The sequence below is a fragment of the Pseudotabrizicola alkalilacus genome, assembly GCF_003443995.1.
GTDB classification, from domain to species: Bacteria; Pseudomonadota; Alphaproteobacteria; order Rhodobacterales; family Rhodobacteraceae; genus Pseudotabrizicola; species Pseudotabrizicola alkalilacus.
The window spans coordinates 133,851-145,415 of sequence record NZ_QWEY01000009.1; the positions used below are offsets into that span (position 1 = coordinate 133,851).

General features: G+C 64.0%; 12 protein-coding genes. 3 read left to right on the top strand and 9 right to left on the bottom strand.

Features of this window, described 5'->3' with window-relative positions:
- Window positions 1–119 precede the first annotated feature (119 nt).
- Window positions 120–1,172, top strand: coding sequence for a DUF4424 family protein (locus D1012_RS15865; RefSeq protein ID WP_158569372.1), 1,053 nt, complete (start codon window positions 120–122; stop codon window positions 1,170–1,172).
- Here the strand turns inward: D1012_RS15865 and D1012_RS15870 are convergent.
- The 6 genes from D1012_RS15870 to D1012_RS15895 form a co-directional block, all read right to left on the bottom strand.
- Window positions 1,169–2,425, bottom strand: coding sequence for an MFS transporter (locus D1012_RS15870; RefSeq protein ID WP_118154425.1), 1,257 nt, complete (start codon window positions 2,423–2,425; stop codon window positions 1,169–1,171). The two genes, D1012_RS15865 and D1012_RS15870, sit on opposite strands and share 4 nt — an antisense overlap.
- 133 nt (window positions 2,426–2,558) lie before the next feature.
- Window positions 2,559–3,485: an NAD-dependent epimerase/dehydratase family protein gene (locus D1012_RS15875; RefSeq protein ID WP_158569373.1), complete on the bottom strand. Its 927-nt coding sequence runs from the start codon at window positions 3,483–3,485 to the stop codon at window positions 2,559–2,561.
- Between the two features lie 102 nt (window positions 3,486–3,587).
- Window positions 3,588–4,385, bottom strand: a complete 798-nt coding sequence (locus D1012_RS15880; RefSeq protein WP_118154431.1) for a glycosyltransferase family 2 protein — start codon at window positions 4,383–4,385, stop codon at window positions 3,588–3,590.
- Window positions 4,382–4,954, bottom strand: coding sequence for a DedA family protein (locus D1012_RS15885; RefSeq protein WP_118154434.1), 573 nt, complete (start codon window positions 4,952–4,954; stop codon window positions 4,382–4,384). Before D1012_RS15885 ends, D1012_RS15880 begins: the two co-directional genes overlap by 4 nt.
- A gap of 4 nt (window positions 4,955–4,958) precedes the next feature.
- On the bottom strand, window positions 4,959–6,089 hold the full coding sequence (locus D1012_RS15890; protein WP_233517151.1) for a ceramide glucosyltransferase: 1,131 nt from the start codon (window positions 6,087–6,089) through the stop codon (window positions 4,959–4,961).
- Window positions 6,086–6,880 carry a UDP-2,3-diacylglucosamine diphosphatase gene (locus D1012_RS15895; protein WP_118154437.1) on the bottom strand — a complete coding sequence of 265 codons (795 nt, stop codon included), beginning with the start codon at window positions 6,878–6,880 and terminating at the stop codon, window positions 6,086–6,088. The genes D1012_RS15890 and D1012_RS15895 overlap by 4 nt, the downstream gene beginning before the upstream one ends.
- Before the next feature lie 189 nt (window positions 6,881–7,069).
- Here D1012_RS15895 and D1012_RS15900 point away from each other — a divergent pair, with 189 nt between their 5' ends.
- On the top strand, window positions 7,070–7,420 hold the full coding sequence (locus D1012_RS15900; RefSeq protein WP_118154439.1) for a DUF1304 domain-containing protein: 351 nt from the start codon (window positions 7,070–7,072) through the stop codon (window positions 7,418–7,420).
- A 19-nt stretch (window positions 7,421–7,439) separates the two neighbouring features.
- Here D1012_RS15900 and D1012_RS15905 read toward each other — a convergent pair whose 3' ends face one another.
- The 3 genes from D1012_RS15905 to D1012_RS15915 form a co-directional block, all read right to left on the bottom strand.
- A complete protein-coding gene (locus D1012_RS15905) occupies window positions 7,440–8,705 on the bottom strand; it encodes an NAD(P)/FAD-dependent oxidoreductase (RefSeq protein ID WP_118154442.1) in 1,266 nt (421 codons plus the stop codon).
- A 66-nt stretch (window positions 8,706–8,771) separates the two neighbouring features.
- On the bottom strand, window positions 8,772–9,698 hold the full coding sequence (locus D1012_RS15910; protein ID WP_118154445.1) for a 4-hydroxyproline epimerase: 927 nt from the start codon (window positions 9,696–9,698) through the stop codon (window positions 8,772–8,774).
- On the bottom strand, window positions 9,689–10,648 hold the full coding sequence (locus D1012_RS15915; protein WP_118154448.1) for a dihydrodipicolinate synthase family protein: 960 nt from the start codon (window positions 10,646–10,648) through the stop codon (window positions 9,689–9,691). Before D1012_RS15915 ends, D1012_RS15910 begins: the two co-directional genes overlap by 10 nt.
- A gap of 131 nt (window positions 10,649–10,779) precedes the next feature.
- Between D1012_RS15915 and D1012_RS15920 the strand changes: the two genes are divergently transcribed.
- On the top strand, window positions 10,780–11,415 hold the full coding sequence (locus D1012_RS15920; RefSeq protein ID WP_118154451.1) for a helix-turn-helix domain-containing protein: 636 nt from the start codon (window positions 10,780–10,782) through the stop codon (window positions 11,413–11,415).
- Window positions 11,416–11,565: the final 150 nt, after the last annotated feature.

Genomic DNA, 11,565 nt, shown 5'->3' on the forward strand with positions numbered 1-11,565 from the left:
ATTGCAGGCTCACGAAGGCGGGTCAACCTGCGGACATCAAAGGCCCGAGGCCAAGGATCGGCCTTGCCGAAGCCCCGCGTGGGGGGCAGAGTGGGCGCACATCGGATTGGAGAATTGGGATGCGTTTTCTGGCTGTTCTGGCGGCAGGTCTGGCGATGGCGGTCGCGCCCATGGCGCAGGCCAATGACGGCTTTGGCGGGCTAAGCGCGACCGGGCTGACCTTTGGCCAGACCGACGCCATCGCGATGGAAGAGGAAGACCTGTTCATCAGCCGCGATCAGGTGCGGGTCGATTATGTGTTCCGCAACCTGACCGATGCCGATGTGACGGGCGAGGTGATCTTTCCGCTGCCGCCGATTGCCCTCAGCTATCTGATGAATTCCGAATACAACCTGCCGGATGATCCCAGCCGACCCGATCTGGTCAATTTCCGCGCTGTGGTGGATGGGGGAGAGGTGCCGGTCAGCATCGACCGGATCGCGGTGATCGAGCCGTTCTGGGAAGAGGGCCGCCCGCTGTCGCAGCAATATGACACGCCGGGCGAGGATGTGACGGCGCGCTTGCTGCACTACGGCCTGCCGCTGGTGCCCGATGCCGAGGCGGTGCAGATGGCGCTGGAGCAGATGGACTCCGCTACCCTGCGCGCCATGGCAGATGACGGTCTGCTGGAGGCATTCAACGACGGGCCTGACCTGACCGGCGAAGACGTGATGCCGCTGTGGTCGGTCATCCTGCGCTATCACTGGACCCAGACCTTTCCGGCGGGGCAGCAGCTGCGGGTCTCGCACAGCTACGACAACCGGCCTCCGGGGGGCATCTTTGTCTGGCAGGATCCGCCGCAGGCCGAATGGCTGTCGGGGCTGAGCCAGCAGTATTGCATTGATGCAGCCACCTCGCGCGGGCTGGCGAAACATCTGGCCGCGTCAGAGTCGGACGGAATGGTGACCGGCGTGGCTTGGCACATCGCCTATGTGCTGCGCACCGCCAATTCCTGGGCCGGGCCAATCGGGCGGTTTCGCCTGACGGTGGACAAGGGTGACGCGGGCCATATCCTGTCGCTCTGCGCCGAGGGGGTGAAGAAGACCGGGCCAACCACGTTTCAGGTGGAAAAGCGCGATTTTACTCCGGAGGCAGATCTGGAGATCCTGATCGTCGCCCCGATAGACGGCTAAGCGGGCAGCGCCACCAGCGGCTTTTCCCGGATCGGCAGGTGGACGATGGCCGAAAACGCGCCCACCCCCACGCCGATCCACCAGACCAGCGTGTAATCTCCGGTGATGTCATACATCTTGCCGCCCAGCCAGACGCCCAGAAATCCGCCGATCTGATGCGACAGGAACACCATGCCGTAAAGCGTGCCCATGTAGCGCAGGCCGTAGATGTGCGCGACCAGACCCGAGGTCAACGGCACTGTGGCCAGCCACAAAGACCCCATCACGGCGGAAAAGATCAGCACCGACTCGGGCGTGATCGGCAGCAGGATAAAGGCGGCGGCGGCGATGGTGCGGGCAACATAGATGCCGGTCAGCAGGTATTTCTTGGTATAGCGCTTGCCCAGCCACCCCGCCGTCAACGTGCCCACGATATTGGCCAACCCGATCACCGAAATCGCCACCGCCCCCAGGGCCGAGGTGGTGTTGATCCCCATCCCCGCCAGCATGCCGCCGGGGTCAATCGGCCCGCACAGCTCGGTCACAAAGGCGGGGAAATGCGCGGTGATAAAGGCCAGCTGATAGCCGCAGCTGAAAAAGCCCAGGAAAATCAGGCTGAAGGACGGATCTTTGAACGCGCGGGTCAAGACCGTGCCCATGCTTTCCTCCAGCTCGGCCCGGGTGGCGACATGCGGTGAGCGGATGAAGGGCAGCGCGAACAGGCTGCACAGGATAATCGCGGCAAAGATCACGAACACCTCTTGCCAGCTGTAGGATTGCATCAGGAACTCGGCCAGAGGCGCGCCGAACACCTGCCCCATCGACCCCGCGGCGGTGGCAATGCCCAGCGTCATCGAGCGGTGCTCGGGGGCTGCCGCGCGGCCGACCACCGCCAGCACCACACCAAAGCCGGTGCCGGCAATGCCAAAGCCCACGAGGATCTCAAGCAACTGATGCTGACCGGGCGTCACCGCATAGGATGACAGCACCAGACCGGCGGCATAGGTCAGCGCGCCCGCGATGATCGCCTTGCGGTCGCCAAACCGCTCGGCCATCGCGCCGAACAGCGGCTGGCCGATGCCCCAGGCCAGATTCTGGATCGCGATCGCCAGCGAAAACTCCGCCCGCGCCCAGCCGAATTCTTCGGCAATCGGAATCTGGAACACGCCAAAACTGGCGCGAATGGCAAAGCCAAGCATCAGGATCACGCAACCTGCGATCAGAACCGGGGTCAGGATCGGGGCTATCGCGGGGGCTTTGGCGCTGGTCGACATGGGGCACACTCCTGTCCGGAGGCGGAAGATGTGCCTGCGACGTTCCGGCGTCAAATGCTGTTTTGTGATCCGCACAATCAATCGGTGTGGCAAGGCGGTGCGGTGGCTGCCACGGCGACAGAGGGTGACGCCTTCAGGGGGCGGAGGTGATCATGTCCCGCAGGCTGGCTTCCAGTGTGATCTGCGGCGTCCATCCGGTCGCAGCGGTCAGCCGCCGGGCGTCGCCGATGCTTCGGCTGACACCAGAGTCGCCATGCGTTGCATCCTCGCGCAATACCGGGGGCCAGCCGCCGATCTGGCACAGGGCGAGTGCCATATCTTGCAGGCTGACCCCATTGCCCGAGGCGATGTTGAACAGGCCGCGCGGGCCCTTTGGTTGCGACAACGCAACGAGTGCTGTTGCCACGTCGCGCACATCAATCCAGTCGCGCACCGCAGCTGCGTTTGACAGCGCAAGCGCGGCGGGACGCGCGCGCAGTTGTTCGATAAAGGCCTGCGGCACCAGCCGCCTGGGCTGGCCGGGGCCGATCACGTTGAACGGCACCGCTACCGCCAGATCCAGATCAAGGCGGTCACCCTCGGCCAAGGCATGAAGGGTCGCTGCCGCTTTGCTCACGCCGTAAGCTGCCACGGGGCGCATCGGGTGGGTCTCGTCAATCGCCACGAGACCGGGTGGCATCGGGGCCCAGATCGCCGCTGATGACACGATGACCAGCCGCACGGGGTGGCCCATCCGCGACACCGCAGACATCAGCCGGGCGGTGGCCGTCAGATTGGCGGCAAACAGAGCCTCCCGCCCCGCATCAGTATCCGGGGCGGCAGTGCGCCCGGCACAATGGATGATCGTATTGGGACGCAAACCGGCCAGAAGATCATCGAGCGGGTCAGTGACCAGATCGGCAGCGACCCATTCAAAGCCATTGTCCTGCTGCACAGGGGACAGACTTCGCACCAGCCCGATGGGCACAGCACCGGACTGCATGAGGGTTGTCATCACGTGACTGCCGATAAAGCCACCTGCTCCGGTCACCAGAACCCTTTGGCCTGCTATCTCCTGCACCCAATGCCCCCTTTGGCTTTCGCTCAGACTCTGCTGGCAAGTCCTGCGGAATTCAAACCCATAAACCAACGGGGTGGCCATGAATAGCCGGGCGGTCGGGGGCTAGCGGGTCGCGTCGGAATGCGTTTCACGGTCCCTCTGCCGCTGGACGCCTTTGATCACACGCAGAAGTCGTTCGCGCAACGTGGGGCCGGAGTGGCGCAGGTCGCGCTGTGACCCAAGCCGGGGCGCGGCCCGCCGCAGATACGCAATCTGCTCAAACGTGGTCGCGACCGAGACAGTCCGCAGAATGTCGCGCAACATGCCGATGTCCGCCCGGATACCGGCACGCCACCCGCTTTTCTGCGCCTTGGACGGGCTGGCAACGCCTGCCCAGCGGACAATCGCGACGGACAGGCCAGCGGCCTGAATATGGGTGTTCAAAAATACCTCCAGACCAAAGCGAGGCAAAGCCCCGATGTCGCGCACCAGCGGCGTGATCAGCCACATCGGCAGCACCCGCTCGCCGGTGATGTAATCCACACCCAGCCAGTGCCACAGAAACGGGGCGTTGCCGCGCAGCGACAGCGACACATCCGCCCCGCCCCCGACGACCGGAGCAATCAGCCGTGACAGGTCAGCAGCGGTCAGGCCGGTCAGATCGGCATCCAGCAGCAGCACATGGCTGGTCCTGACCCGCGACAGCGCCTCGGCCAGAGCGGCTGATTTGCCGCGATTGGGCATCAGGCGCAAAACCTCGACGCCCGCCGCCCCGGCAATCGCTGCCGTGTCGTCTTTCGAGCCGTCATCCACCACGATGATCCGGCTGATCATAGGATGGCCCTGAACCGCCGCCAGAACACCGGCAATACGGGCAGCCTCATTATGGGCGGGGATCAGGCAGGTAATCGCACGGGTCATTTTTCACTCCGCTGACGGGTTCTGAGATGGTAAACGGCAAACACGACAACAAAGAAGACAACCATCAGCGTGCCACCCAGCAGCCAGTTGCCGATCCGGTCCGAAATCGCGCCGAACCACCAGCCGAGCGCCAGACAGATCATCACCTTGGGAACGGTCGCCAAAAGGTTCAGCGCCAGAAACCGCCAGAACGGCATCCGCGCCATGCCTGCGGCCAGCAAGACCGCGAACCCCGCCGAATGGGTCAGTTTGCCGATCACCAGAATGCGCGCGTCGTTCTTGCGAAAGGCACGGATGACCTGCGCCAAACGGCGCCGGGTCACACCAAAGCGTGCGAGCCAGGGCAGCGCGACACCGGCGCGCCCCTTGCGGCCCAGACCATAGAGCAGAATGTCGCCCGCCAGATCAGCCACCACAAGCACCACAAACACCAGCTGAAGCGACACCAGCCCCGCCTTTGCCAGATAGCCGGAGATCACCGAAATCACCGGGCCTTCCAGAACAGCAAGGGGCGCGATGATCAGCATCCCATAATCGCGGATCAACGCGCCGACCTCGGCTTCTGTCATGGGATCACTCGGCAGGTACGGCACTGGCCGCCGGTTGCGCAGCCATCGCCGTGCCGCGCCACTCAAAGCCACGGCGCAGGAAGGTGGTCAGCCAGATCGCCGGCATCATAAGATCGCGCAGGACCAGCAGGAACACCCCCTGCACCCCCATCGGCCATCCGGCGCGGGCGGCCAGAAACACCTCGGCCAGATACCACAGCGCGACATAGCCCACGCCAAACGCCAGATCGCCGCCGGACAGAACCAGTGCGGCAATGGCACAGATGACCGGGGCCACACCGCCGTTCAGCACCTCAAACGCAAACAGCAGCGGAAAGGCATCGCGCCGCACCCGGCTCCACCGCAGCTGCCGGTTCCAGACCTGCGCCAGGGTGCGCCGGCCAATCGGCTGCGCATAGGGCAGCGGCGTCAGCGTCACCTCGCGCCCCATCTCGCGCGTGATCAGCGTGGCTGCGGCATCTTCGGCCAGCGTTTGCCCCAATGCCCGCAGGCCCCCGGCATGTTCCAGCAAGGGTTTGTTGAAAAACAGGGTCTTGCCCTGCGCATAAGCGGGGCCGACGCTGCCAGCAGCAAATTGCAGCAATGCCTGATTGCTGTTGAGAAACGCACATTCCAGTTGGCCGCCAAGGGTCTGCGGACGAATGCCGATGGGGGGCGAAGACACGATGCCGGTCGCAGGCCCCCAGGAACCGACCACCGTTGCCAGATAGTCCGGCGGCAGCAGCAGATTGCTATCAGTCATGCAGACCCAGTCACCGCTGGCGGCATTCCAGCCTTTCCAGACATTGTTCAGCTTGGGATTGCCCGAGATCCGGTCATAGCCGACCAGCAACCGCGCGGGCACCTGCGGGTTGCGCGCGATCAAACGGTTCACCAGCCCGATCACCGGGTCATCCGCAGATTGCGCGCAGAAGATGATCTCGTAGCGCGGGTAATGCTGATCAAACGACGATTGCAGCGTTTCTTCGTCAAACGGGTCCAACCCGCAAACCGGGCGCAGCAGCGTCACAAAGGGCTGGCCGATCACCCCGCCGGTCGGCTCGGGGCGGTCAAGGCGGCGCAGATACAGCCAGACCGCCACCAGATGCGCGATCATCAGCACCGTGGCGGCCGTTGCCAGGAACATGGCCGTCATGTTGCGCCCTCCGGTTCCGGCGTGGCCAGCCCGGCATGGATTGCCGCTGCCACCGGACGCCAGGACAGCAGCCGCAGGGTGCCGTCATGGTCTTCGGCAAGGGCGGTCATGCTGTCCAGCCAGTCGCCGCAATTGGCATAGGTCAGGCCATGGTGATCGTGCAGCCCGGCAATGTGGAAATGCCCGCAGATCACGCCATGCACGCCCTTTTGCCGGGCCATGTCCACCAGACGGCGTTCGTGCTTGCGACCACGATACAGCAGCGAGTTCACGCCAGCGAGCAAGGCTTCGATCGTGCTGCGGGCTTCGGCAGACGTGTCCCGCCGCAGCACGGACAAGCCACGGTCCAGACGGCGCAGAATATGGTCAATCCGGCTGCCCAGACGGGTCATGACGTGGGACCGCACGACGCGCGCATCGGCAATGTCACCGTGCAGCACCAGATACCTGCGCTGATCCCCGGCGTGATAGATCAGCTCATCCACCGCGACCACATCCAGACATTTCGGTTTCGGCGCCAGCGTCGGGTCGGGATCGTGGTTGCCGCGCAGATAATGGATCACCGCCCCGGCCTGCTGACGGTCGCGCAGATGATCCAGCACACGCTGCGCATCCTCGGTCCAGTGCGGCAACAGCGGTTGCCACAGGTCAAGAACGTCACCGACCAGAAAGTAGGATTCGGCCCGGTTGTGCTGCAGAAAGGACAAGATCAGGTCTGACCGGCTGCCCAGCGTACCCAGATGCAGGTCCGACAGAAACAGACCTCTGTGATGCCGGATTGATCTGGTCATGCAACTGCTCCGCGCCACCCTTTGCCCCCTCTTTCTCGCAAAAGAGCGACGGGCGTGTGACGGATTTGCTGCATTGCGGCGACAGTTGCGGGGTCAGGGCCAGAAAGACCGGCAGATGCGCCACATTTGTAGCTGTTGCGCTGACCGGACAACACGGGCATGATTTTGGGGCATTGGCGAGGGGCCCTCATGATCTCTGATGTTCTGATTGCCCTGATCGCGGCGCTTCACCTTTGGATTCTCATTCTGGAGATGTTTCTTTGGGACAAACCCGCAGGGCTGCGCGCGTTTGGGCTGAAGCCGGAGTTTGCAACCGCGACCCGCACACTCGCCGCCAATCAGGGGCTGTATAACGGGTTTCTGGCGGCCGGGCTGATCGTCGGGCTGGTGCAAGGGGCCGAAGGCTATGCCTTCAAGCTGTTCTTCCTGATCTGCATTGCCGTCGCCGGGATCTTTGGCGCGGCGACGGCGAGCCGGAAAATTCTGTTTATCCAGACGATACCCGCCGTTTTGGCCATCGCGGCACTGCACTTCGGCTAACTGTCAGCGCAAGGTAAGATCAGCGGCCTGTCCATGCAAACCGCCCCGCCTCAAACGGGGTCAGCGCAATGGCGGGCGCGCGTCGCGCGGCAAGGGCGGCCACCAGCTCTGCCGTGCCCGCCGATTGGGTCAGGCCTAGGTGCCCGTGGCCAAAGGCATAGATCACCCGGTCGGCACGACGCGCACGGGCAATGACGGGCAGACTGTCGGGCAGCGACGGGCGGAAGCCCATCCATTGCGTGCCGCCCTGCGGATCGAAACCGGGCAGAAAGGCCGCAGCCTTTTGCACCAGAACTTCCGCCCGACGGAAATTCGGCGGCAGGGTCAGCCCGCCCAGTTCCACCGCGCCGCCCACCCGCAGCCCCGCGCCGATCCGGCTGACGACAAAGCCGTGGTTGCCAAAGGTCAGATGCGTGCGCAAGCCGATGCTGTCGGTGGGAAAGGTGGTGTTGTAGCCGCGCTCGGTCTCCAGCGGAATGCGCTCGCCAAGCGTGCGTGCCAGATGATGCGACCACGCGCCCGCTGCCAGCACGATCTGCGCCGCCCGCATCGGTCCGGTGGTGGTCTCCAGCGTCACGCCATCGCCGTCCTGCCGCAAGGCGAGAACCTCTGCGATCGCGATCTCGCCGCCCGCCTTGATGAACTGCTGCGCCAGATGCTGCGTCCAGCGCGCGGGATCGGTGGTGTTGATCCAGTCCGGCGTGAACCCGGCATGGGTAAAGCGGGGCGACAGGCCGGGCTGAATCTCGGCAATCGCGCCGGGGCTGTCCAGCAGATCAAAGGCCACGCCATGCTGGCGGCGCAGATCCCACGCGGGCAGGCTGGCCGCGAATTGCGCCTGCCCCTCATACAACTGCAACTGCCCTTCGCGGCGCATCATCGCCTCCCCCGAGACGCGGGAGATCAGCCGCTCCAGTGCGGCGCGGGAATGCTGCATCAGGCTGGCTTGGGCAGCGACCCCCGCGGCGTAGCGGTCGGCCCGCGTGGCCCGCCAGAAGAGCAGCATCCACGGCGCGATGGTCAGCGCATAGCGCGCCCGCAGCGACAACGGCCCCAGCGGGTCCAGCAGCCAACTCGGTGCTTTGCGCATGATACCGGGGCTGGCCAGCGGCTCGATGTCGGTAAAGGCAAAGGCCCCCGCGTTGCCCGCAGAGGTTTCGGCAGCCACGCCCTTGCGGTCCAGAATCCGTACCCGGTGCCCGTCCGTCTGCAACGCCAGCGCGGTGGTGACGCCGATGATTCCGGCGCCGATGACGATGATGTCCAGAGTGTCAGTCGCGGCCATGCTACGGATCTAACCTACGCGAAGGGAGGGGAAGGGCCCGGCGCCACAGCGGCACCGGACCGGGTGTCAGGCGCTGATGCCGTCCTTGAACGGATCGGCGGGGTCAAAGATCAGCGTGCTGTCGGCCATCACAAAGGCCTGCCCGGTGATCAGCGGGATCACACCGCCCGCCGCCCCCTGCCGCCAGGACAGCCGGTAGCTGCTGCCGATGATGCTTTCCTGCACAATCTCGTCGCCCTCGGCCAGCCGCCCGTCGGCGGCCAGACAGGCCAGCCGCGCCGAACAGCCGGTGCCACAGGGCGAGCGGTCATAGCTGTCGTCGGGGCACAGCACAAAGTTGCGGCTGTGCGCGGCGGGGCTGACGGCGGGGCCATAGAGGATCACGTGATCCACCATAATCCCTTGCGCCAGCACCGCCGCGCGCAGCGCGACGGTCAGGTCGGTCAGCTGGCGGATATTGTCTGGGGCCACGGGAATGGGGCTGGGGTCCACCAGAAAGAAGTGATTGCCGCCATAGGCCACATCGCCGGTGATATGCTGTGTGCCAACGCCAAAGCCGTCTACAGCAACGGTAAGCCCTTGGTGCAGACGGCGGCTTTCCACATTGGTGACGGCCACGGTATGCGCGTCGGCCACATCCACCGCCACCACCCCGACCGGGGTTTCGATCAGGTGCCGGCCCGGCCCGATCTGCCCCAGATGAAACAGCGTCACCGCCAGCCCGATGGTGCCGTGCCCGCACATGCCCAGCACGGCTGCGGCGTCAAAAAAAATCACCCCCGCCACGCAGGCCGGATCCACCGGCGGCACCAGCAGCGCGCAGACCATCGCGACCTGACCGCGCGGCTCGGCACAGACCGCGCGGCAAAACGGCTGATGGTCCTGCGCCAACCGGGCCGCGCGATCCGCCAGCGACCCGGAGCCAAGGTCCGGCCCGCCGGTCAGGATCACCCGCGTCGGCTCGCCCCCGGTATGGCTGTCGATCACATGCATTCAGCGATCACCCCACCCTGTTTCGACCAGTTGGCAAACCAGGCGTTGAACTGGTGGAACTGCGCCGTGCAGAACCCGGCCTGCGAGGGCGACAGCGCGTCGGTTTCATAGATATTCAGGCGATACTGTTCTTCGCCCTTCAGCACCATCAGGTGCTTGAAGTACAGCACCAGATCAACGCCTTCGTCGAATTTGGCCAGCACCGAAAACGCCTCGGCCAGCTCGCGGGCGCGCAGATCCGATTCGACACACCCCCCCGCCGCGCGGCGTGACAGGGCGACCTGCAACAGGGTTTCCTTGGGAAAGATCGTGCCGATTCCGGTGATCGCCCCAACCGCGCCACAACGGACAAAGCCGTGATAGACCTCGGTATCAACCCCGACCATCAGGATCACCTCATCCTCCTGCGAGGTGATGTGCTCGGCTGCATAGCTCATGTCGGCCTTGCCGCCGAATTCTTTGAACCCGATCAGGTTGGGATGTTCGGCGCGCAGGGCAAAGAACAGATCGGCCTTGGTCACATAGCCATAATATGGGCTGTTGTAGATGATCGCGGGCACATTCGGGGCCGCGTCCAGAATGGCCTTGAAATGGTTGCGCTGCGCCGCGACCGACTGGCCACGCGACAACACCCGCGGGATGACCATCAGACCCGCCGCCCCGATTTCCTGCGCATGGGCGGCATGGGCCACGGCGGATCTGGTGTTGACCGCGCCGGTGCCGACAATCACCGGCACACCCGCCGCAGTCAGCCGCGCCACGCCCTCCATCCGCTCGGCATCGCTCAACAGCGGCCAGTCACCGCACGAGCCGCAATAGACCACGCCAGACATGCCCGCCGTCATCATCTCCTGCCCCTTGCGCACCAGCGCATCGAAATCGGGACGGCGGTCAGGCGTGCAAGGGGTGAGCAGCGCGGGAATGGTGCCGTGGAAAACATCGCGATTCATGGAAAGCTCCTGTTGGTCAGCATCTGAAAGTGCCGGTGTTGCGGTGCCGGGTCTTGGACACGCCGACAGACTGCTGCTATGTTCGACTCAAATATAAGCATAATCGGTAAAACTGGTAATAAAAGAAAAATATGACTGAAACGGAAAAAACCACAAGGCTCCCGGTCGCGGATGACTGGGACAGGGAACGTCAGCAACTGCGCGTGGATCTGGGCGCGCGGATGAAAACCGTGCGCCAGTCCTGTGGTTACACGCTGGAAATGGCAGCCCAACGCTCCGGGCTGGCCTTGTCGACGATACACAAGATCGAGAATGGCCGGGTCTCGCCGAGCTATGAAAACCTTGTAAAGATTGCCCGCGCGTATGAAATCGGCATGGAACGGCTGTTTTCGGCAGAGCACGAGGCGGCGCCCACCACGCGGTTGACCGTGACCAAAGCGGGCGAGGGGCGCAAGGTGCGCTCCAGGAACTTTGAATACGAAGTGTTGTGCAATGCGCTGGCCGAAAAAAAGATCATCCCGTTGGTGACACTTGTGGAAAAACGCGCGCCCCTGACGCCCGCCGATCTGGAATCGCATACCGGTGAAGAGACGCTTTACGTGCTGTCTGGCCGGGTTGAGCTGACGGTGGAGCATTACCAGCCGGTGATTCTGGACGTCGGCGATTGCGCTTATTTTGACAGCACGCTGAAACACGGTTTGCGCGCGCTGGATGATGTTGAAACCAAAGTATTCTGGGCCTGCACTTATACCGATGTCGCGAACTGAAACGGTGCCCTTTCCCGTCACAGCCGAATGCTTTTGCGAAAAGAACCGCCTTGCTATCCGTTCCGTCCAAGCGGCACAGAATTCCGACAGATGCAGCGGCGAGCGGACAACACAGCGATAGCTTTGATGGATTTCGGAAATATGTTCCGG

Excerpts from the sequence above, each read along its gene's own strand:
- D1012_RS15865 (WP_158569372.1), top strand. The coding sequence starts at position 120 with ATGCGTTTTCTGGCTGTTCTGGCGGCAGGTCTGGCGATGGCGGTCGCG.
- D1012_RS15870 (WP_118154425.1), bottom strand. The coding sequence starts at position 2,425 with ATGTCGACCAGCGCCAAAGCCCCCGCGATAGCCCCGATCCTGACCCCG.
- D1012_RS15880 (WP_118154431.1), bottom strand. The coding sequence starts at position 4,385 with ATGACCCGTGCGATTACCTGCCTGATCCCCGCCCATAATGAGGCTGCC.
- D1012_RS15885 (WP_118154434.1), bottom strand. The coding sequence starts at position 4,954 with ATGACAGAAGCCGAGGTCGGCGCGTTGATCCGCGATTATGGGATGCTG.
- D1012_RS15890 (WP_233517151.1), bottom strand. The coding sequence starts at position 6,089 with ATGACGGCCATGTTCCTGGCAACGGCCGCCACGGTGCTGATGATCGCG.
- D1012_RS15895 (WP_118154437.1), bottom strand. The coding sequence starts at position 6,880 with ATGACCAGATCAATCCGGCATCACAGAGGTCTGTTTCTGTCGGACCTG.
- D1012_RS15900 (WP_118154439.1), top strand. The coding sequence starts at position 7,070 with ATGATCTCTGATGTTCTGATTGCCCTGATCGCGGCGCTTCACCTTTGG.
- D1012_RS15905 (WP_118154442.1), bottom strand. The coding sequence starts at position 8,705 with ATGGCCGCGACTGACACTCTGGACATCATCGTCATCGGCGCCGGAATC.
- D1012_RS15910 (WP_118154445.1), bottom strand. The coding sequence starts at position 9,698 with ATGCATGTGATCGACAGCCATACCGGGGGCGAGCCGACGCGGGTGATC.
- D1012_RS15915 (WP_118154448.1), bottom strand. The coding sequence starts at position 10,648 with ATGAATCGCGATGTTTTCCACGGCACCATTCCCGCGCTGCTCACCCCT.
- D1012_RS15920 (WP_118154451.1), top strand. The coding sequence starts at position 10,780 with ATGACTGAAACGGAAAAAACCACAAGGCTCCCGGTCGCGGATGACTGG.